The 21,958-nt window shown below is 55.1% G+C and carries 19 protein-coding genes; 11 read left to right on the top strand and 8 right to left on the bottom strand.

Annotated elements, in window-relative coordinates; genetic code table 11:
* Positions 1–12 precede the first annotated feature (12 nt).
* Both LVD14_RS03470 and LVD14_RS03465 read right to left on the bottom strand, forming a co-directional pair.
* Positions 13–1,509, bottom strand: a complete 1,497-nt coding sequence (locus LVD14_RS03470; RefSeq protein WP_237132635.1) for a PH domain-containing protein — start codon at positions 1,507–1,509, stop codon at positions 13–15.
* Entirely contained in the window at positions 1,493–2,011 is a 519-nt protein-coding gene (locus tag LVD14_RS03465) for a PH domain-containing protein (protein ID WP_237132634.1), read from the bottom strand. Before LVD14_RS03465 ends, LVD14_RS03470 begins: the two co-directional genes overlap by 17 nt.
* A gap of 340 nt (positions 2,012–2,351) precedes the next feature.
* On the opposite strand from LVD14_RS03465, the gene LVD14_RS03460 reads away from it, so the two are divergent.
* Entirely contained in the window at positions 2,352–4,391 is a 2,040-nt protein-coding gene (locus tag LVD14_RS03460; protein ID WP_237132633.1) for a carbon starvation CstA family protein, read from the top strand.
* Entirely contained in the window at positions 4,388–4,621 is a 234-nt protein-coding gene (locus LVD14_RS03455; protein ID WP_237132632.1) for a YbdD/YjiX family protein, read from the top strand. The genes LVD14_RS03460 and LVD14_RS03455 overlap by 4 nt, the downstream gene beginning before the upstream one ends.
* 29 nt (positions 4,622–4,650) lie before the next feature.
* Here LVD14_RS03455 and LVD14_RS03450 read toward each other — a convergent pair whose 3' ends face one another.
* Positions 4,651–5,298: a DUF2959 domain-containing protein gene (locus LVD14_RS03450; RefSeq protein WP_237132631.1), complete on the bottom strand. Its 648-nt coding sequence runs from the start codon at positions 5,296–5,298 to the stop codon at positions 4,651–4,653.
* A 139-nt stretch (positions 5,299–5,437) separates the two neighbouring features.
* Between LVD14_RS03450 and cueR the strand changes: the two genes are divergently transcribed.
* From cueR to LVD14_RS03435, 3 genes are all read left to right on the top strand, one after another.
* A complete protein-coding gene (gene cueR, locus LVD14_RS03445; protein WP_317622673.1) occupies positions 5,438–5,848 on the top strand; it encodes a Cu(I)-responsive transcriptional regulator in 411 nt (136 codons plus the stop codon).
* Positions 5,754–8,072, top strand: coding sequence for a heavy metal translocating P-type ATPase (locus tag LVD14_RS03440; protein ID WP_317622672.1), 2,319 nt, complete (start codon positions 5,754–5,756; stop codon positions 8,070–8,072). The genes cueR and LVD14_RS03440 overlap by 95 nt, the downstream gene beginning before the upstream one ends.
* Positions 8,073–8,173: 101 nt before the next feature.
* Positions 8,174–9,814 (top strand): hypothetical protein, encoded by a 1,641-nt coding sequence (locus LVD14_RS03435; RefSeq protein ID WP_237132630.1) that lies wholly within the window; start codon positions 8,174–8,176, stop codon positions 9,812–9,814.
* Here LVD14_RS03435 and LVD14_RS03430 read toward each other — a convergent pair.
* From LVD14_RS03430 to LVD14_RS03420, 3 genes are all read right to left on the bottom strand, one after another.
* Entirely contained in the window at positions 9,789–10,838 is a 1,050-nt protein-coding gene (locus tag LVD14_RS03430; RefSeq protein ID WP_237132629.1) for a methyltransferase, read from the bottom strand. The genes LVD14_RS03435 and LVD14_RS03430 overlap by 26 nt on opposite strands.
* Positions 10,839–10,924: 86 nt before the next feature.
* Positions 10,925–11,620: a pseudouridine synthase gene (locus LVD14_RS03425; protein ID WP_237132628.1), complete on the bottom strand. Its 696-nt coding sequence runs from the start codon at positions 11,618–11,620 to the stop codon at positions 10,925–10,927.
* Between the two features lie 5 nt (positions 11,621–11,625).
* Positions 11,626–12,819 carry a GGDEF domain-containing protein gene (locus tag LVD14_RS03420; RefSeq protein ID WP_237132627.1) on the bottom strand — a complete coding sequence of 398 codons (1,194 nt, stop codon included), beginning with the start codon at positions 12,817–12,819 and terminating at the stop codon, positions 11,626–11,628.
* Between the two features lie 299 nt (positions 12,820–13,118).
* On the opposite strand from LVD14_RS03420, the gene LVD14_RS03415 reads away from it, so the two are divergent.
* The 3 genes from LVD14_RS03415 to LVD14_RS03405 all read left to right on the top strand — a co-directional run bounded on the left by LVD14_RS03415 (position 13,119) and on the right by LVD14_RS03405 (position 14,805).
* On the top strand, positions 13,119–14,261 hold the full coding sequence (locus LVD14_RS03415; protein WP_237132626.1) for a serine hydrolase domain-containing protein: 1,143 nt from the start codon (positions 13,119–13,121) through the stop codon (positions 14,259–14,261).
* A gap of 121 nt (positions 14,262–14,382) precedes the next feature.
* Positions 14,383–14,556 (top strand): DUF1328 domain-containing protein, encoded by a 174-nt coding sequence (locus LVD14_RS03410; RefSeq protein ID WP_237132625.1) that lies wholly within the window; start codon positions 14,383–14,385, stop codon positions 14,554–14,556.
* Positions 14,557–14,628: 72 nt separating this feature from the next.
* Positions 14,629–14,805, top strand: a complete 177-nt coding sequence (locus LVD14_RS03405; protein WP_237132624.1) for a hypothetical protein — start codon at positions 14,629–14,631, stop codon at positions 14,803–14,805.
* 91 nt (positions 14,806–14,896) lie between these two features.
* Here LVD14_RS03405 and LVD14_RS03400 read toward each other — a convergent pair whose 3' ends face one another.
* Positions 14,897–17,218, bottom strand: coding sequence for an efflux RND transporter permease subunit (locus tag LVD14_RS03400; protein ID WP_237132623.1), 2,322 nt, complete (start codon positions 17,216–17,218; stop codon positions 14,897–14,899).
* Entirely contained in the window at positions 17,196–17,987 is a 792-nt protein-coding gene (locus LVD14_RS03395; protein ID WP_237132622.1) for a VacJ family lipoprotein, read from the bottom strand. The genes LVD14_RS03400 and LVD14_RS03395 overlap by 23 nt, the downstream gene beginning before the upstream one ends.
* Before the next feature lie 51 nt (positions 17,988–18,038).
* Between LVD14_RS03395 and LVD14_RS03390 the strand changes: the two genes are divergently transcribed.
* From LVD14_RS03390 to hrpB, 3 genes are read left to right on the top strand one after another with little or no spacing between them, the layout of a single operon-like run.
* Positions 18,039–18,851, top strand: coding sequence for an SDR family NAD(P)-dependent oxidoreductase (locus tag LVD14_RS03390; protein WP_237132621.1), 813 nt, complete (start codon positions 18,039–18,041; stop codon positions 18,849–18,851).
* Entirely contained in the window at positions 18,848–19,426 is a 579-nt protein-coding gene (locus tag LVD14_RS03385; protein ID WP_411268264.1) for a TMEM165/GDT1 family protein, read from the top strand. The genes LVD14_RS03390 and LVD14_RS03385 overlap by 4 nt, the downstream gene beginning before the upstream one ends.
* Positions 19,426–21,918 carry an ATP-dependent helicase HrpB gene (hrpB, locus tag LVD14_RS03380; RefSeq protein ID WP_237132619.1) on the top strand — a complete coding sequence of 831 codons (2,493 nt, stop codon included), beginning with the start codon at positions 19,426–19,428 and terminating at the stop codon, positions 21,916–21,918. Before LVD14_RS03385 ends, hrpB begins: the two co-directional genes overlap by 1 nt.
* Positions 21,919–21,958: the final 40 nt, after the last annotated feature.

Raw genomic sequence — 21,958 nt, 5'->3', positions numbered from 1 at the left:
TCAAATAAATGTTCACATCCAGCGGCCCTGGTAGACCGCCGTGCACTTTGTAAGCCGCGACTGCAGGGCCTCAATCTGTGCAACGGGCAACCAGGCTATTGTCTCGCGACCACCTGCGCTAAGCACTTGCAGTGCTGATGTTCCCCACAGTCTTAACCAGGGTCCCTGTCGAATTCGCAAGGTCTGCATTTTGTACGCCGGAATCCAGCTTTGCTGCTGGCCGATCATCCCACGTCGCAGCGCGATCCAGTTATCATCGACATAAACTGCACGTAGGCGCCAGCTCGCCCATACAAGCAAAGCTACACCAGGGCAGATCAGTAACAGCGATCCCAGCACCCACTCCAGACTCCATGAAGTTAACAGCGCCACCAGTAAAGTAAGCGCGGATGTCGTCATTAGCCATGGCAGTATCATGCTGGCTGGGTGAACAGATTGCCAGTTTGCGTCTGTCAGTCTTAGTTGCTGTTTAATACCTGCTTCACGTTCGGCATTGAGGATAGGAACAAAAAACTTCTTGGCCTGCTGCATGGTATCCGGCCTGCCTGTCTGATCTATGCGAAGCGACCGGCGCCCCATGGCGCGAGCTATTATGCCCTGACTCCAGACCAGCCGCTGCAGCCGCACATACTGAAAGCTGCGAGTGACGATACTGAGCAAGCCCGCCCGTGTCTGGTAGCGCTGTCCTGTAACCGTTAGTGTGAACCCGTAGTAGCGCACGATTGACAGCAAAACGGAAGCCACCACCAACAACGCCAGCACGGCAAGCACGCCGCCCCCCCACAAGAGAGTCGTCTGCAGGACCCCACCTCCCCTCTCGATCAGCGTTACCAGACCCTCCACTCGCGGGATCACCCAGTCATCAATAAAATCTAGCTGGCTTAGCGGATAAGCCACAACGGGAAGAGCCAACAGCACTGGATTATGCATCAAGCCATAACGGACAAGCTCTGACAAAGGCAAGGTCAATCTGAAGCCTGCGACTGAGCTATCAATATCGACTCGGAAGTCATCGGCCGGCGAATCAATTGCCGCCAGACCCTGAGCATTTTCCTTGTGCTGCATCATGGCCTGACGCAATGACTCAGCCCGGTCATATGAAAGTCCTGCGAGCTCAACTTCCTTGCCATCGGATCCCGCGCTTTCGACTCCGAGTATCGACTGACCGAAAGGTCTGAAATACCAGGGCTGGCGGATATCCGCCAGTTGAATGCGATCGTAGTCCAGAGTCAGCTGAGTCCGCTTGAGAATGCCTTCACGCACATGCAGCGTGTGTGCATCTGCCCGATAGCGGAAGCACCACCAGGACGCAACGGCGTGCACCACGATGAGTGTTGGTAAGCCCGTAGCGAGCAGCCACAGGATGACCAGACGCAACTGGTCACCTCCAGTCACTATCACCACAGCCAGCGGAATCAGATTGACTGCCTGACGCAGAAACAAAATCAGAGTTCGCCCGATGAAGTAGATCAGTGCCCACAGGGAAACGCGTTCATAAGTGTTCGTCACTGACCGCCTCCGCCTCTCCCTGTTCATCGTATCGCGGCTGCTCATCGATTCGTTGCAGCAGGCCATCACGAATGGTTTCTGCACTCGCCACCGGGAGCCCCGGGATTGTCAGATCAGATCCACGCCCGCCTGCGGTATAGATTACCAGCCTGGCCAGTTTCAATAGCCGCTCGAGCGGACCCTGAGTGATTTCTACATGCTGAATGCGGTTCAGTGTGACTACCGTCTGCGTGCGCCACAGTGCACCAGTGCGAAAATACACCGCCTGTGGCTGAACCTGAAAACCTGTCAGACGATAGCGCTTGTTGACCCAGAAGGTCGCGTAAGTACCTGCCAGCAGGATTATCAGCCCGGCTATGGTAGTACCCGCCCAGAGCGGCACAATCGGTACCAGTCGTGTCAGCAATGCGCAGAGCACCAGAAGCAATGCGGTGTCCATCAGGATGATAAGTCGCAGCAGCGTTTTGTAGGCGGGGTCTACGTCCTGATAATCCGTCATCATATTTTGATCTTTGTTATTGTTGTTCGGATGTACAGCCTGATATTAGCTGCATAAATCCGAATCTTCCTGTTGATTTAAAAAATATTTCTGCAGAGCTATTGCGCATCCCAGCGATTTCTCCTACTCAACTCGTTTGCCTGCCGGCAAACCTCATACCAGTTTTCTCTCGCAAAAAAATATTCTTTGACCCATCTATCTTTTCCTGATTTTACTGTTAGCCTTCGCCAAATCTAGCTGCGGGTCCTTCGCGGATTTGGACAATCAATATCACTCCTCTCAACGCTTTCTCAACCATAACTTCCTTCCTCTCAACCTTCAATTGACCCTGGGGTCTTGAATCATGAAGCAGAAAATAATGTGGGCGTTCATAGCCGTGTTCGGCAGTATCTGTCTGGCAGTGCTTGCTCTGCACCGGGGAGAAACAATCAGTGCTCTGTGGCTGGTCTGTGCCTCGATTTCGGTTTACCTGATTGCCTATCGCTATTACAGCAGGTTCATCGCCAATCGAGTATTGCTGGTCGATCCAACGCGGCCGACACCTGCTCACACCATGAGCGATGGCCTGGACTATGTGCCGACTCACAAGTGGGTGCTGTTTGGGCATCACTTCGCCGCGATTGCCGGCGCCGGCCCACTGGTTGGCCCGGTCCTGGCGGCGCAGATGGGTTACCTGCCGGGCACGCTGTGGATACTGGCAGGTGTGGTGCTGGCGGGTGCCGTGCAGGACATGATCATTCTGTTCCTGTCGACGCGAAGAAACGGCGCGTCACTGGGAGAAATGATCCGTCGCGAGATGGGCTCGGTGGCGGGCATCATCGCGCTGGTTGGCATCATGGCGATTCTGATCATCCTGCTCGCCGTGCTCGGCATGGTGGTCGTAAAGGCCCTGATCGGCAGCCCGTGGGGTGTGTTCACGCTGGCGGCTACCATTCCGATCGCACTGTTCATGGGTGTTTATCTGCGTTACATCCGGCCCGGCAAAGTGGGAGAAATCTCGGTTATCGGTTTTGCAATGCTGATGTTTGCACTGCTTTACGGGCAGACCGTTGCCGCTCACCCTTACTGGGGTCAGGTGTTTAACCTGGACGGCAAAACGCTGACACTGTGGTTGATGGGTTATGGATTTATTGCTTCAGTGTTGCCAGTCTGGCTGCTGCTTGCTCCGCGCGACTATCTGTCCACTTTCCTGAAAATCGGTACCATCATTGGCCTGGCTATCGGTATCCTGGTGGTCAACCCACCGCTGCTAATGCCGGCTGTTACGCCGTTTATCGATGGCACAGGTCCGGTGTTCTCAGGCTCGCTGTTCCCATTCCTGTTTATTACGATCGCCTGTGGTGCAGTGTCCGGTTTCCACGCTCTGGTGTCTTCAGGTACCACGCCAAAGATGATTGATAACGAAGGGCATGTACGCCCGATCGGATACGGCGCCATGCTGGTAGAATCCTTCGTGGCCATCATGGCGCTGATAGCAGCCTGCGTTCTTGACCCGGGAGTCTATTTCGCGCTGAACAGCGGACCTGCGGTCATCGGTACGACTGTTGAAAGCGCCGCAGCTGCCATCAGTTCCTGGGGTTTTGTAGTGACACCAGAAGCATTAAGCCAGCTGGCCAATGACATGGGCGAAGGCAGCATTCTGTCTCGAACCGGGGGTGCACCAACCTTCGCCGTCGGCATGGCCCATATTCTGTCTCAGGCAATGGGCGGCGGCGCGATGATGGCGTTCTGGTACCACTTCGCCATTCTGTTTGAAGCCCTGTTCATCCTGACCACACTGGACGCCGGTACGCGTGTATGCCGTTTCCTGATGCAGGATCTGCTGGGCACTGCAGTGCCCGCCATGAAAGATACCAACAATCTGTTTGCCAACCTGATCGCTACCAGCCTGGTCGTGTCCGGCTGGGGATACTTCCTGTACCAGGGTGTGTCTGATCCGTTTGGCGGCATCAATACCCTGTGGGCGCTGTTTGGTATCTCTAACCAGATGCTGGCAGGCATCGCACTGATTCTGGCCACCGTGGCTCTGGTGCGCATGGGTCGTGGCAGGCTGGCGCTGGTGCCGGCTGTGCCTGCGGCCTGGGTCCTGCTGATTACACTGATCGCCGGCTGGCAGAAACTGTTCAGCGAGATTCCCGCCATTGGTTTCCTGTCACATGCTGATGTATTTTCCGCTGCCATTGCCCGCGGTGAAATTCTGGCGCCAGCTACAACCATGGTTCAGATGCAGGCGGTGCTGTTCAACGATCGGATCAATGCATTCATGACCGCGTTTTTTATGGTGATTGTGGTTGCGATGGTGTTCTTTGCCATCAAAACCATACGCCAGTCTCTGAACAACCCTGATGCGGCCAAACTGGTTCCAGCTCAGGAGTATGCATGATGACTGCTGGCGACTTTCTTCGCCCGTCAACACTGCGTCGAGGGCTGTCATTGACAGCCCAGACGCTGCGTCTGATGATTGGCGTTGGTGATTACGAGGCATACCTGGAGCACATGAAGTTGCATCACCCGGAGATGCCCGCGCTCGACTACACCGCCTGGTACCGAAACCGCGTCGACGCCCGTTATGGCAGCGGTTCTGGGGGCAAGGTAAGCCGCTGCCCCTGCTAGGCTGGGTCTGCTGAAGCTATCAGGACAGCTCAACTGCGCATCTGCGCGATAAATCGATCTGACTCGGCGATGGCGGCTTCCATCGCTGCCATCAATTCGTCCACATCTGCATCTATTGTATCGAGCTCGCCGCGTATCGACGCAATCGCCCGGGCGTTCAGGTTGTGCTTCAGATACAGCACGTTGTCGCGCAGGCTGTCGAGCACGGGGTCCAGCGTTGCTTCTGAGCGCTGCATCGCGCGCGCCAGTTGATCGTAGCGATCGCGCGTTGCACGAAGTTGCTGTTCGCTGTCGCGGCGCAATTGCTGATTAGTATAAAGATCAAGTTCATCTTCCCATTCGTCAAACAATGCATCGGCTACATCCTCTACTGCCTCGATTCGATCACGAATACGGTCGGCAGCCTGCTCGCTGCGCTGAAACTCAGCGTCCAGGCGGTCATAAACCTGTTGCAGGTCACCACCATCAAAATTGACCACACTGCGAAACTGCTCCAGCGCATTCTGAAATTGCTCCTGCCCCTCCTGCTGGGCGTCCTGTGCCTCCTCAACACGGTCTACAATGATGTCCCGTTTGGCTACACCCAATCGTTCCATCGCCCCGTAATACGCTGACTGGCAGGCAGTCAGCAGCACAATCGCCGCCATCGCCAGCAAGGGTTTAAGTATCAATTTCATCCGTTTAGCTCCTGTATCAGGCTCAATCCAGCAGATCAGTCACGAAGTTTAACCGCTATTTACATCCTGTGCTTGACCTTACCACTATGGGAAGGTTCAAACTAATACCATACGCAAACGACAGGGAGCACTGATCAACATGATGCGAATCAGTGAGGCTGCGCAGCACAGCGGACTGAGCAGCAAGATGATACGGCATTACGAGGACGTGGGTCTGATTCAGCCCGCTGCGCGAACCGAGGCTGGTTATCGGCAGTACTCGCCGGCCCAGCTGGACCAGCTCGGGTTTATCCGACACGCTCGCAGCCTGGGTTTCTCAATTGCACAGATTCGCGACCTGCTGCAACTGCGTGACAACCCGCGCCGCGCCAGCCGCGAAGTGAAGCAACTGGCACAAAAGCATCTGCAGGAGCTGGACCAGCAGATGCTGGTACTGAAAAAAATGCAGGCCATGCTTGAAGATCTTGTTGCGCGGTGCGCAGGAGATGATTCGCCTGATTGTGTCATTATTGATGAGCTTTCCGACTCTGGAGAAACTGGAAATGAGTGAGCGACTACAACTGGCCATTGAAGGCATGAGCTGCGCCTCCTGTGTGCGTCGCGTGGAACAGGCCCTGGCAAAAGCACCTGGCGTGGAATCGGCTTCGGTCAACCTGGCGACCGGGCGTGCGGAGGTCACTCTGACAAGTGGCGCCAGCATCGAGCCCGTCACGCACGCTGTCACCGATGCCGGCTACCAGGCGCGGCCAATACGGGAAAGCTCCTACCAGCAGGAGGAACAGCACCGCGATCGCGAATTAGCTGAGCTCAAACGCGATGTCATTCTGGCAGCCGTGTTGACGCTGCCGGTGGTGGTGTTGGAAATGGGCGGGCATATCGTGCCTGCCTTCCATCACTGGGTGATGCAGACACTGGGCCAGACTGCTAGCTGGTGGCTGCAGTTGGTGCTTACTTCCGTTGTATTGTTTGTACCGGGACGACGCTTCCTGAAAGCAGGTCTTCCGGCTCTGCTGCGCCGTGCGCCCGACATGAACTCGCTGGTAGCACTCGGTTCTCTGGCCGCCTGGAGTTTTTCCGTTTTTGTCACGCTGTTTGGCAGTTTCATTCCAGAGCAGACACGTCATGTCTATTTCGAAGCCGCTGCAGTGATTGTCACACTGATTCTGCTGGGTCGACTGCTGGAGGCACGCGCCAAAGGTAAAACAGGTGACGCCATTCGCAAACTGATGGACCTGCAGGTCAAATCTGCCAAGGTAGAGCGAGAAGGTGCCATAGAAGAAGTTGCGCTGTCAGACATCAGGCTTGATGACATCATCCACGTATTCCCGGGCGAACGGATAGCCGTTGATGGCATCGTGCTGGCGGGAGACTCCTATGTCGATGAATCGATGCTGACCGGCGAAGCGATGCCTGTCGCCAAGCGTGAAGGCGATGAGCTCACTGGTGGTACCGTTAACCAGAATGGCAGATTGTCGTTTCGCGCCACTCGTGTCGGTGGTGACACGGTGCTGGCCCGCATCGTGCAGATGGTCGAAGAAGCGCAAAATACCAAACTGCCGATCCAGCAACTGGTCGACCGGGTAACGGCCGTGTTTGTGCCAATTGTCATGGGCATTGCTGCTCTGACATTTCTGGTCTGGCTGCTGGTCGGACCAGAGCCTGCATTCACCATGGCTTTGATCAATGCGGTCGCTGTTCTGATCATAGCCTGTCCCTGCGCCATGGGGCTGGCGACACCCACGTCGGTCATGGTTGGCATTGGCCGGGCGGCGGACCTGGGAGTCTTGCTGCGTAAAGGCCAGGCCCTGCAGCTGCTGCGAGACACCCGGGTAGTGGCCTTCGACAAGACTGGCACGCTGACCAAAGGCAAGCCGCAACTGATCGAGTTGATTCTGCGCGGCAGTCGCCAGCATGAGGAAGTATTGCAATTGATCGCCTCCGCCGAGCAGCACTCGGAGCATCCCATTGCGCGTGCCATCGTCAGCGCAGCGCGGGAACAGGGCATCGCGCTATTGCCTGCTGATGAGTTTCAGGCAACGCCGGGTATGGGTATGTCTGCTCTCGTCAACGGCGTCAGGGTCGAAGTGGGTGCCGATCGGTTTCTGGCGGAAAAGCACCCGGAGCTGACTGAAATGGCGAAGCAGGGCGCGCTGCTGGCGAATGAAGGCGCTACGCCGCTTTACGCCGCCATCAACGGTGAACCCGCTGCTACTCTGGCTGTTGCCGACACCATCAAGGAGTCTGCGCGAGCCGCGATCAAGGGTTTGCATGAACTGGGCCTTAAAGTCGCCATGATTACCGGAGACAACCGGGGCACAGCCGAGGCCATCGCGCATCAGCTCGGTATTGATGAGGTCGCAGCGGAAGTGCTGCCAGAAGGCAAGGTAGACGCCCTGGAAAACCTTCGTCGGCAGCACGGCACGCTCAGTTTCGTGGGTGATGGCATCAATGATGCGCCAGCGCTGGCTGCGGCAGATGTTGGTATTGCCGTCGGTACCGGTACCGATATCGCCATCGAGGCGGCCGATGTAGTGCTGATGGGGGACGACCTGAACGGTGTCGTCAATGCACTGGGCATCAGCCAGGCCACATTGAACAATATCAAACAGAACCTTTTCTGGGCGTTTGCTTACAACATCAGCCTGATTCCGGTCGCCGCCGGCGTGTTGTACCCGGTTACCGGGCTGCTGTTGTCACCCATGCTGGCAGCGGGGGCGATGGCCATGTCGAGCGTGTTTGTCGTTGCTAACGCACTCAGACTGCGCAGAAAATAGCGCTGAATTCGAAAATCCGTCAGGGTTTGTATTGTTGCTGGCTTACCTGGTGACGGCTCTGTGCTTAAATAGACAGACACAACAATAACGATTTTTCTGCCATGCGATTCGCCCTGATCACAGTTGTAGTTACCACTCTGCTGCTGGCCGCCAGCCCGCGCGCCAGCGCCGCAGACTTTGGACTGATTGACCAGCACGGCCAGTTCCATCACCTGTACCGGTACAGGAATGTGGAGACTGTCGCCGTGCTTACATTCTCGTATCAAGATGCTGAATCCCTCGCCGCGGCCCGGCAGTTTGCCAACGCCTGCGATCAGGCTGAACCCTCACAGTTGGCCTGCCTGCTGCTGAACGCTTCCGACTCCGCCGACGAAATTCGTAATCAGGCTGAGTCGCCCGGAAACCTGCCCGTGCTGATCGACGGCTCACAGACGGTTGCTGGCACGCTCGGCTTCACCCGACTGGGAGAGCTGGTCACGCTGGACCCCGCATCCGTCGATTTCAAGGATGCCGCCATTACCGGATTCGAGGCTCCTGAGCAGGGAACGGCCATCGACTTTCACTTTCTTGCCGCATTGGACGAACGTGGTATTTCCTACCAGGACGACATTGCGCCCCTGTTGCAACAACGGTGTGCTTACTGCCACATTGAAAACGGATTGGCGCCCTGGGCGATGAATCGCCATATCATGGTGATGGGGTGGAGCCCGATGATGCGAGAAGTGCTGATCACGCGTCGTATGCCGCCAGGACAGATCGATAATGCCGTCGGTAACTGGCAGCAGACCCATGAGCTCAGCGATGCCGAAATGGCCATGCTGATTGCCTGGATAGACCGTGGTGCGCCCAATGATGGCAGCGAAGATCCGCTGCTTGTTCCGCCTGCACCGATGGAAGACTGGCCTCTGGGCGAACCGGACCTGATTGTGGATGTCCCGGAACAACAGATACCGGCCACGGGTAATGTCGACTTCCTGGTAGAAAAAGTTGCTCTGGATTTAACTGAAGATCGCTGGCTTCGCGCCATCTCTTACAAGGTGGGTGATCGCAGTGTGCTGCACAGCCTGTTGGTTTATGCCGTGGAAGAATCGGTGACAGAAGCAGATCCGGATGCCCTGATCTCCGGGGACAATGCGCAGTACATCAGCGTTTATGTGCCTGGCGAACACAGTGACCAGTTTGGTGATGACACCGGCTTTCTGCTGAGTGCTGATCGCGACCTGGCTTTTAAATTGCGTTATCTGACCTCAGGCCGTGAAACAGTTGACCGCTCTCAGATTGGTTTGTATTTCCACGACGAAGCACCCGCGCGGCAATTGCGAACCATCATGCTGGAGAAGCCCGAACTTAATATCCCAGCCAATGCCGCCAATCATATCGAAACACTTCGATCCGAGCCGCTGACACAGGATGCACGACTGGAAAGTTATTCACCGCACGCCCACAGTCGCGGAAAAAGCATGAACCTGACAGCCACCTATCCGGATGGGCGCCAGGAGTCTCTGATAAACGTCGCCAATTTCAATTACAACTGGCAGCTGGACTATCGGGCTGCCTCTGAGAAATTGTTGCCGGCAGGCACAGTGCTGACAGCAGAAACTGTCTACGACAACTCGTCATCAAATCCTTTTAATGCAGATCCTGATCAAACGCTAGACGCCAGCTACAGCGACCAGTCTGAAATGTTTGTTCATTTTGTCAGAATATCTGAATCGCTCAGGGGCGCAGCTCGTACACCGTAAAACCATTGTTGCTGGCCACCGCCTGAATCCGGGAGAAGTACTGCGCACCCAGTCTGTCCAGCGGGATAAACTGATTGACCACAAACACCGCACGCGTGCTGCGACGGCTCAGCCGCCTGGCTGCCTGCAGGAATTTCAGCGTGACGGCTTCCCCTTGTGAGAAGCCCTGGTGGAATGGTGGATTGCAGACAATCAGGTCAAACCGCTCCTGCAGTGATGCACCACAATCATCGACAAGACTCAGAACTTTCATGCCAGCTTCGGCAAAATTTTTCTCGGCGGACAGCACGGCCGCGACATTGTTATCGGTGGCGACTCGACGGGCTGCCTCCAGAAACTTAGTCTGCAACATCAGATAGCCCCAGCCGCAGCCCAGGTCCAGGATGCTGTCAACTGATTTGATGTACTGGCAAACGCCAGGCAGCGATTCAGCAAGTAACTGGCTGCCACGATCCACTTTATCCCAACCGAAGATGCCCGGCTTGGTCCAGAACTTTTCGCCACCCACACTGATCTGGCGCAGATTGGCGTAGTTGCTGTCGGGTAATGCTGTGTCCGCCGGGACATCGACATTCGGAGCCGGCAGCTCCGCGACATAGGTGATGCCCTGCTTTTTAGCCTTCGCATTCAACCCATAAGTGTCCGATGCATTTTTTACAATGGATTTTATACCGTCCTGCTTGCCACCAATCAGCGTCAGCACGCCCTGCTCTGTCAGGTGCTGAAGTGACTGATTGATCACGTGATGCACAATGGCTTTTTCTTTCGACAGTCGATACACAATTCGGTCGAAGTTTCCCAGACCGTCAAAATTAAAATCACTCGCACAAACAGCAACACCCAGGCCCTTCAGCTTATCAGCCACATCAATACGATTGGTCATCGCCGTCAGTGCAGTATCAGAGCGAAGCTGCATCATGACCTCAGGGGACAGATTCTCATCGGCAACCCAAAGTACCTGTTCGCGGTTTTGCAGGGCGTTGCTGAGCACCAGCATTAGCTGGTCAAGACTGGCATCTTTCATAGTATGGTTTCCTGCAGGCCTTTTTTCTCACCGTGGATCTCTGGTCGGCCCTTTTCCAATGACTGTTGCGTCCAACCCGCTCACCGTCAGCCTTTTTCTATACTTCTGACTTCTTCCTCAGTCAGCGCCCGGTAGTCCCCTGGCGCCAGTGACGGGTCGAGCACAATAGAACCAATCTGTGTTCGATGCAATGTCAGGACTTTCCTTCCGCAAGCGGCAAACATGCGCTTCACCTGATGGTATTTTCCCTCACGAATTCTGACTTCGACCAGACGGCCGGAAAGAACTTTTAATTGTGCAGGCAAGGTGGGTTTGTCTTCATTGCGCAAGGTCATTCCTTGCGCAAAGGCCGCGACTATCTCGTCATCAATTTCAGCATCGAGCTCCGCCTGGTACACCTTTTCGCAATCACGCCGCGGTGAAATGATGGCATGCACCCAGGCACCGTTGTCACTGATCAGCACCAGACCAGTCGTGTCTTTGTCCAGACGCCCTGCCACAGACAATCCCCGCGGGTATTCATCCAGCAGGTCCAGTACAACAGGATGATCGCTGTCTCGCGTGGCACTGATATATCCGGGCGGTTTGTGCAGCATGAAGTAGCGGGCAGAGCCTGGTGAGACCAGTTCCTCACCCCAGGTCACAATGGCATCTGCAGCAAGCTGATGATCAACGCGTTTAACCGCCTGGTCATTGACCTTGACCGCGCCGCTCTTGATAGTCTCGCGGGCTTGCGAACGGGACAGACCGCTGGCCTGACTGAGATACTTATCAAGTCGCATCGGGGTCAGGCAGCTCTCACACAGACAACACAGTTACGGCCACTGTCTTTACCCTCGTAGAGAGCATCATCCGCTCGACGGATTACGGAGTTGATATCTTTGTCTTCCGGCGTCAATTCCGCCAGTGCGAATGTCGCGCTGACTACTACTGTCTGCCCCTGATGGCTGATGATGGTTTCTGTGAGGGCAAGGCGCATACGCTCAGCCACGACCCGCGCCTGATCCACGTCGGTCCTGGGCAGAATGATGATAAATTCCTCACCACCGAACCGTCCGATAATATCCGAGTCACGCAGCGGTTGCTGAAGAATATCGGCGACCTGGCAAAGTACGTGGTCGCCCAGATCGTGACCATATTTGTCATTGATGGCCTTAAAGTGATCCAGGTCAATCAGCCCCAGTGTCAGGGGCGTTTTGTTGCGCCGGGCACTGGCCATCTCCTGATTGAACAGCAGCTCATACTGGCGACGATTGAACAGACCTGTCAGCGGATCAGTTTGAGCCTGCCATTTTAGCTCCTTCTCCAACTGCTGACGCCGCCGGATTTCACGCTGAAGTTCTGAGTTACTCTGTTCGGCCTGTTGCAACAGGTGATATGCCCGTCGATTGCCCGTGCTGATCCGGAGCGCGGTGAAATAGCCTACTCCTGCCGGCCAGATCAGCAATATGGCCATGTAGAGTAAACTGACTGCGTCGAGTCCGGCCATAATTGAGGACGCCATCACGGTGCTGATCCCAACAACAGCGATCAGGTTGTTCAGCGGAATGCGGTTGGGCACAAAGACATAGAGGCTGAACAGCAACAGCATCAGCACTGCCAGACCCAGTGGTCCACTGTCCGGTATATAGCGCATGTAGGCGAAAAACAACAGATAGCCTAGAATCGTGACGATGGTGACCGGCCAGCCCCAGCTGACCCAATGTGGTCTGGCTCTCAGCAAAAATGCCAGCGTCAGCAATGCAGTAACATTCAATAGTCTGATGGCGAACAATACATAAAATGCCGTGCTGTTCCCCAATGCGATCCACTCGAGCGGGACAAACACCATTAGCAAAGTGCCCCAGATGACCAGTGCCACGCGCAGGAAGCGCGCGTTGTCACGCTCAACCGTGCGGCAGTAATCCCGCTCGATCACCGGATCCCGAAATTCGGCGGTCCATGGAGATATTTTGTAACTTTTGTTCTGGGACTCGGTCATATCAATATAGGCAAGCCACACGGCCCTGTTTTGGTCGCTAGCACGAAGGCTGCGCACCAAAAGTGGGCGGATTTTTTTATCGAGGTATTATTACACCCCGTCAAGAATAAAGAAACAGTCGAAAAAACCCCAATTTACGTGAATCTGGCGAACGCTCTACCGGGTGCTTCTGTTATGGCATGATAACTGCAGCCCAGTTTAATGAACCGACTCACTCCAGTTTGCGTACTTGCAGTGAGAGAAGGGCGATGACGTCTGTCTGAACAGGTAAATCACTTGACTCAGACAGACGTTTTTTTATGGCTGTAATTGTTTATGATGCAATTCAGCAATGCTCTCTCAACACCCGCAACAAGCAGGAGGACGACACTTTGTTCCACGCTAGGTCCATGGCGGTCATCATATGGCTGACTTTTAGCGCTGCCCTTCCCCAGATCTTATCGGCACAGCTAACAGAATCTTCAGCAGCGAACACACTCAACCTTGAAGCGGTCGAGACTTCTGCAGAGCAATTGCCACGCCTGCACAGTCTGATCATCCATCAGCACGGCGAAACCATTTATGAGCGCTACTTCAATGGTCGCAGCGCCAGCCAGCCTGCCAACATGAAGTCCGCGTCTAAAAGTGTGATCTCTGCATTAATCGGCATCGCTATTGAAGAAGGGTTCATCGACAGTGTTGAGCAGCCGATCATTGAGTTCTTCCCCGAATACGTGAATACCGACCTGGCGCCGACGGTGGCGTCGATCACAGTGGAAGACCTGCTGACTATGCAATCCGGACTGACCAGCACCAGCGGCCGCAACTACGGGCGCTGGGTTGTCTCCGATGACTGGGTCGATGCTGCTTTGCGCATGCCCATGATCGCTGAACCCGGCAGCCGCATGATTTACAGCACCGGCACGACTCATATTTTGTCTGCAATTCTGGAGCGTGCGTCTGGCTTGAATGCAAAAGCGTTTGCGCAGCGATATCTTGCTGATCCGCTCGGATTTCGGATGGCATACTGGAGCCAGGACCCCAAAGGCGTTTATTTTGGCGGCAATGATATGGAGATGCGCCCGAGAGACATGCTGGCTTTTGGCCTGATGTATCTGAGCCAGGGACGTTTTGACGGCCAGCAGGTAGTCCCTGGCGACTGGGTACAGGAGTCTTTTCAGGCCCACGCCCAGTCACCGCGCGGCGAAGGCCGCTTTTACGGTTACGGCTGGTGGCTGCGGGACATGGCTGGCCTGCAGGTACCCCTCGCATGGGGTTTCGGAGGTCAACTGATTTTTGTACTGCCCATGTTTGACATGGTTGTTGTGGCGACCTCTGACAGCACTCCCGGCGACACTCGCCGCGGCCATCTTGGCCGATTATATGACCTCATTGAATTCCAGATTGTCGCTCCACTCGTGGCTCAGCAACAGGCACTGCAAAGCGCTGTGTCACATCGCTGACGGAAAGCCAATGGAATAATAACGCTTTGCAGCCGTTTTGCTATTGAAAGGGAAATTTGTCATTATCGAATGGCACCACATGAATAATCACTCAAGACTTAGTGTCTGAAGGAGGAGTAACATGTTGGGTTGGGCGTTAACGTTTCTTGTCATCGCCATCATTGCTGGCCTGCTGGGATTCACCGGTATTGCTGGCGCTGCGGTAGGGATTGCGGAGATCCTGTTTTTTGTCTTTATCGTACTGTTTGTGATCGCACTGATCGCAAGAGCCGTGCGAGGCAAACCTCCCATGTAGTGATGGACACTCAGCCAATACTGAGCTTTCACACACTGATCAAATCACGGACGTAAACCAGGAGAAATATTTATGCGATTGATTGCACTGATTTTTACATTTATGGGATTTATGACACTTGCCGCATGCAGCGACGGTCCTGCAGAAGAGGCTGGCGAGAACATTGATAACGCCGCCGAAGAAGTAATGGACGCGACTGAAGACGCCGCAGAAGAAGCCTGTGAGGCTGTAGGTGGCGCAGACTGCTAAGTCTCGCGTATGCAGGTCGTTGATATCAACATGGCCCGCAACGACGATCGGACAAAATGATCGAAAAAAGGCCTGGTGATCCAGGCCTTTTTTATGCAGAAACAAATTTCTTCAGCAATACTGGCAATAAGCAGAGATCCGCCAGCAGCGCCATGATCATGGCCAGCGCCGTCAACAGGCCAAAGATCACGCTTGGCACAAAATCCGAAAACGCCAGCATCGAGAATCCAGCAGCAATCAATACAGATGTATAAAGCACTGCCATGCCGACACTGCGATGCGTATTAACAATCGCTGCCTCGGCGTCATTGGATTCTCGCTCTTCCAGATAACGGTGAATATAGTGAATGGTATCGTCGACGGCGATACCCATTACAATTGCCGCAATCGTGATTGTCATCAGGTCCAGCGGCAGCCCTGCCCACCCCATCACACCAAATATCGCTGCTGTTGAAATAATATTTGGGACAATTGCCACCAGCGCGATCTTCACGGATCGGAATATCAACATAAACATCAGGGTAATGGCGATATATACCAGCCCCAGGGTCTTTATCTGTGAATCGAACAGTTTCTGCATGATCTGCTGATATAGCATGAACAGATTGGTTAGCTGATAGCTGTCTTCCGACACTCCAATATCCGCCAGATCCGTCCTGACCTGTTCCAGAAACTCCGCACGATTCAGTCCGGGTGTCAGGTCCTGTATCCAGACATTGAAGCGGACTTCCTGTAGCTCCTCATTAAAAAAGGAACCCACCAGATCTTCTCGGAATTCCTCCTCCATCAGCCAGTAGATCGCTGTGAGTTCATACTCGGTGATGGGTCGATCATTATTTACCTCACGGGCCAGGTCTGTCAGATTGACCGGCGAAAGAATGCGACCTGTCGCCTCAAAGTTCTCCATGACCTGATGAATGCGCTGCAGCGTCAACGAAGCTTCGGCAGACATGATCAGATCAGGGTTATCAGGCGTTTCCTGTATCTGGTAGGTGATATCCAGCGGTGTGGTGCCGCCGAAGTCCTGATCTATGTATGCAAGCTCCTGGTGGATCAGTGTTGACGTTCGAAAGTAATTGATAAAACTGTTTTCCACAGATAACAGTGTCGCGCCAGCTATACCGACAGCCAGTATCAACGCGGCAGCAATACACACGAGCACTGGCTGGCCCAGCGCCAGCTTTCGCATACCGCCAACCAGGCCGGTCAGTCCGCGATAATCGTCGTGAATCTCGCCTCTCGGCAGCAACAGGACCAGCACCGGAAACAGCACCAGGCTGGCCAGAATCGAGAAACCCATCGCAATGATCATCATCCAGCCAAAACTGATCACCGGTTGTATGTCGCTGAAGATCAGCGAAGCAAAACCAACTGAGGTGGTCACCCCGGCAAACAGGCACGGACCTATCTTGTGCTTTAATGTCCGACGAATTCGATTCTTGTGGTCACCGCTATCATCATTAGCTTCTTCCCGATACTGAACAATCAAGTGGATGACAATGGCCAGCGTGAGGATCAGCTGTAATGCAATAAAGTTGGCAGAGATCACCGTGGCCTTGATGCCCAGCAAGGCAAACAGACCCATGGTAGGCAACACACTGCAGGCACAGCAGATAACCGGAATTACTACCCAGCGCAATCCGCGAAACAGAATAAGCAGCAGCACACAGATCATTGCCGCGATAGCCAGGCCAAAGACAACGAGATCACTGCTGATAATATTGATCAGCTGGTACGCGATCACATGTACGCCACCAAGATGGATGCTGGCACGCTCGGCATAAGGAGCTGTCAGTTCACGAATGCGATCGACTTCATCGACACGCATCTGCTCCAGCTCCTGCTGGCTGTACTCCCCCTCGACATCACGAAACAGAATCTGCATGGCCGTGGCAGTTTGATCTTCGTTGACCAGTAGATTTGTATAAATCGGATGATTGTCGAACGAGTCCCGCAATGCCTCAGCGTCGTAGTTTTCCGGATCGATGGAGAGCCCTGACAGATCAGCATCAAGCTCCGTGACACCTTCTACACCTGAGAACACCGGCACGTTCAGAATATGTCGCACCGATTCAACGCGCGGCAATTCCATGATGTCATCCGCTATTGCCAGGATGTCGTGAAAGGTCTGGTCCGAGTAAAGTTGATGATTCAGTGGTTCGTAGGTGAGAAGCAGAAATTCCTGCGGAGCGTAGCGCTCATTGACCTGCTGGGTCTGCTGATAGAGTTCGTTGTCACGCGTCAACAGGGTGTCAGGTGACGCATCTATTTCGAAGTTCTGCGCCTGCCATCCCAGCCCCCCGGCCAACACCAGAAACAGAAACAGGATCAGCAGAGGCTGCGCGATAATCAGATTGACAATGCTGTCCCTGATTCCGCCAGTCGGCTTGTCACTCTTCTGCGTAGGCTGCATCGCGTTCCAATCCCTGAAGATGTAGGTTTCTCATAAAGATATATGGGTCCTGGCTTTCATCCCTGATATCAAAATAGGTCTCAGCAAACGGTGCGTACTGCTGGAAGTTGTCGAAGATTCTGACTGCGAGCCCCTCTGGATTATCCATCGTGTACTGAATGGGATTGAGCATCGAATCAAACATGGTCCCGCCACCATCACGCAGGTTTGAAGGACCGATAAATGGCAGCACCAGGTATATTCCGTAGCCTGCGCCGTAACCCTCAAGCGTATCACCTGCACTGGGTGTTCTTTTCTCAAGCTCGAACCGTGTCGTGGCCGGATCCATGAACCCCAGTACGCCGATCGTCGTGTTTATCAAAAACCGGCCCACATCCGTGCCTGCTTCGCGTGGTTTTCCCTGCAGCAGATGATTGACGAGATAAATTGGTGTTTTCAGGTTATGGAAAAAATTGCCTATGCCGGTCCGCACTGGCGGCGGTACAGAAGTGCGATAGGCTCTGGCGGCAGGTGTAATGACATACCGGTAGGAAACATCATTAAACGCAAAGATAGCCCGATTGAGTGGCTGCAGCGGGTCGCGGTACTCTGCTACGGCAACGATGGCCGGACTTTCTGCCTCCTCTTCGGTAATCTCCGATTCGTCCCTGACTCCGACCACATTTGGTTCTATATCGTTTGGGTCGATTGGTGGCTGCTGCGCGAGAGCGCTCCCTGCACCGACCCATCCAATCAAAAACACGGTAAGTACTGCACGTTTTCTATCCATAAATAACCCAGTAGAATGCCCCGTGACTGAATACTTGAGAAGGAAACCACGATGTCATGTCGTTTACAAGACAAAGTCGCCATTATCACTGGAGCTACCAGTGGCATCGGCGAAGCAACTGCACGGATTTTTGCGGCACACGGTGCGCAACTGGTAATTGCCGGGCGCAGCAAAGAGCGTGGAGAAGCGCTGGTTGAAAGTCTTACGGAACAATATGGCGCACGGTTCATGTTCCATGCCGTGGATGTCAGCCGCGAGGGCGAGATGGCTGGATTGGTAGATGCCTGCCTGGCAAAATTCGGTCGGCTTGACTGCCTGTTTAACAATGCAGGTGCGGGCGAGCGCAGCTCAGTCGAGTCGGTTACAGAAGAGGAGTTCGATCGCGTGATGCGACTGCTGGTCGGCAGTGTCACTTTTGGCATGAAACACGCAGCCCGGGTCATGAAATCCAGCGGCGGTGGCAGCATTATCAACAATGCCAGCATCGCTGCTCACCGAATCAACCAGGGCGGCTATCTTTACTCGGGCGCCAAGGCCGCCGTATCTCACCTGACCCGGTTGGCCGGCGTGGAACTGGGACCTCACAATATTCGCGTCAATGCCATATCTCCCGGCGCAATTGCCACACCTATTTTCTGGGGTGGCTCGTCACGCGCGGAAACGCTGAGTGATGATGAGAACGCTGGCAAGATGGCCAAACTGCAGGGCAATCTCGCCAAAGCAACGCCGACCCCGCGTTCCGGCTTGCCGGAGGACATTGCCTACACTGCTCTGTTTCTGGCCAGCGATGAAGGCAGCTATATCAACTGCCAGGACATCGTTGTTGATGGTGGTCGTACCGCCATGTTCAACGAGCGCTCCTGATGGATGCGTTTTTGGTGTCCACCGGACTGGTGACGCTGGCTGAAATCGGTGATCGAACTCAATTGCTGGCGTTCCTGCTGGCAGCGCGTTTTCGCCGTCCGGCACCCATCATTCTGGCAATTTTGCTGGCAACGCTTGCCAATCATGGTGTCGCCGGACTGATAGGCAGCTGGCTGAATGCGCTGCTGGAACCCCAGGCATTGCGTTGGGTCCTCGGTGTGTCATTTATTGCCATGGCGGTATGGGTGCTGATCCCGGACTCTCTGGAAGATACCAAAACCAAAACGACTTCATTTGGCGTTTTTGGTACTACCTTCATCACTTTTTTCCTGGCTGAGATAGGTGACAAGACACAAATCGCCACCGTTGCCCTGGCTGCGCAGTACGAAGCGCTCGTCTGGGTTGTGCTGGGCACCACACTGGGCATGATGATCGCCAACATCCCTGCTGTTTATGTTGGCGACAAGCTGGCTGACCGCCTGCCCGTGAGAGCCATACACATCGTCGCGGCCATCATCTTCGCTGCACTGGGTATCGCCACTTTGCTGGGCGCAGGTGCAAGGCTGGGAATTTGATGTCCGGCACGCTGCCGATTGAAACAGTCCTGCCAGCGCTACGGTCAGCCGTGGCAGCGAATGCAAATTGCCTGCTGGTTGCGCAGCCCGGCGCGGGCAAGACGACTCGCGTGCCACTGGCTCTGCTGGAAGATACACCACCTAGCGGTCGATGGCTGTTACTGGAGCCGCGTCGAGTTGCGGCACGGCTCGCTGCAGCGTTTTTGGCAGATCAACTCGGCGAATCCGTCGGCAACACTGTTGGCTACCGCGTCAGGGGCGACAGCAAAACCAGCTCCCAGACACGCCTGGAAGTGGTCACCCAGGGCATTTTGATCCGCATGCTGCAGGACGACCCCACCCTCAGCGACGTAACTGGCGTCATTTTTGATGAGTTTCATGAGCGCAGCCTGGATGCGGATCTGGGACTGACCTTGATGATTGAAGCGCAACAGGTGCTGCGCGAGGACCTGAAAATCCTGATCATGTCGGCAACGCTGGACACCCGAGCGCTGCTGGATCTGCTCGGCCCCGAGACACCACTCATCGAGTGCCCTGGACGGCAATGGCCAGTAACAACCTTCTACCGCAATGCCTCACTTCAAACGCCACCAGTCACGCACCAGGCTAATGTGATCATAGAAGCTCTGGCCGCGCATGACGGCGACATTTTGGTGTTCCTGCCTGGTCAACGCGAAATCCGCGAGTTGCATAATGCGCTGGCCAGCAGGCTTGCTGAAGGAATCGAAGTCAGCCCCTTGTACGGACAGCTTCCGCTTGCCCAACAACAGGAAGTATTAAGCGCCAGCCGCCAAAGCTGCAGAAGAATAATTCTATCTACTGCGATTGCCGAATCCAGTGTGACGGTCCCCGGTGTAAGAATTGTCGTCGATAGCGGCCGCGAGCGAGTGCCAATCTATCAGCCCCGCAGTGGTCTGACACGGTTGACTACCCGACTGGTCAATCGTGCCAGTGCCGACCAGCGCCGAGGTCGCGCGGGGCGTGAAGCGGCGGGATTCTGTTACCGGCTGTGGTCAGAGGAGACGGTATTGGCCTCGCACCGAGAGCCTGAAATCCAGCAGTCTGATCTCGCCGGACTGGTGTTTGAACTGGCCCGCTGGGGTGCCGGCGACCCAGACAGTCTGAACTGGGTGACACCCCCTCCTCCCGGCGCTTTCAGAAGCAGCCAGGAACAATTGCAGATGCTCGAGTTACTGCAGCATCAGGATGCCAGTCAACTGACCCCGCTGGGCAGGCAGTGTGCGCGCTGGCCGACACATCCAAGACTTGCGCGCCTGCTGGAGTTCGCTGACAAACAGGACAGTCTCGACTGTAAAGGGATCGCCTGCTGGTTGCTGTCCTGGCTGGAGGAACGGCCAGAGTCATCGGAACCTGATGCGCTGGGCGCCCTGGCAGCGATGATCAAGGCTGGTCAATCTGCTGGACATCGGCAGCGGCGACTGGAGCAGACGGCCAGACAATGGGCGCAGCGGCTGCGAATCAGCTTGCCTCAGCCCAATATGACAACCATGCAATCGGTGGCGCCGATGTTACTGCTGCAGGCGTATCCAGACCGGATAGCTCTTAGTCAGGGTGAAGGTCGATACAAATTATTCTCCGGGGGCCAGGCCAGTCTGCCGCAGCAGCACCCTCTCAGCCAGTCGCTTTTGCTACTGGCTCTGGAGCTGGATGGACAACCATCCAATGCACGAATATTCAGTGCGGTTTCGCTACCTGAAGCGACGTTAGCCCACCAGTATCCTGAATCGATGCACTGGGTGCCGCAGGCATTCTGGGATGAGTCAGCCGAGAGGCTGGTAGCCAACGAGTGTCGCCGCCTGAGGCTTGGCCACCGTGAACTCACCCTGGCGACTCGGCCCGGCACTGTCAGCGTCAGCTCTTTGCCTGCTGACACTGTTGCAAATGCATTGCTGCAGGGGCTGCGCCGACGAGGATTCCTGCGCTGGTCGGATGCAGACCGCCAGTTACTGGGCCGGTTGAGACTGTTGCACAACACAGTGGGCGATCCCTGGCCAGAGGTAGAAGAGACTCTCTTGCTCGAATCCCTTGAGCAATGGTTGGCGCCCCATGTTGTCGGCCTGCATCGGCTGGATCAGGTAGATCGTCTGCCATTGGGAAAAATACTGCTGGAAAGCCTGGACTGGTCGCTACAGGATGCTCTAAATAAGTTAACACCCACTCACATCAAAGTGCCAAGCGGATCGAACATCAGCATCGACTACAGTGGGGACGAGCCGATACTGGCAGTCAAGCTTCAGGAGATGTTCGGTCAGGGCGAAACGCCCGCCATCGTGGCAGGCAGAGTACCGCTACTGGTTCATTTGCTGTCTCCGGCGCGGCGCCCGGTTCAGGTGACACGGGACCTCGCCGGTTTCTGGCAGACCAGCTATTTTGATGTACGCAAGGACCTGAGAGGCCGTTACCCCAAACATCCCTGGCCAGAGGATCCAGCCACAGCTGTCGCGACTGCAAAAACCAAACCGCGCCAGTAGTAGCGCCATGCCCCTATGCGTAACAGGGCGGAGAGCCAGG

Source organism: Pseudohongiella sp. O18, assembly GCF_021729085.1.
GTDB lineage: Bacteria > Pseudomonadota > Gammaproteobacteria > Pseudomonadales > Pseudohongiellaceae > Pseudohongiella.
This window is presented reverse-complemented; position numbering and strand designations above follow the sequence as displayed.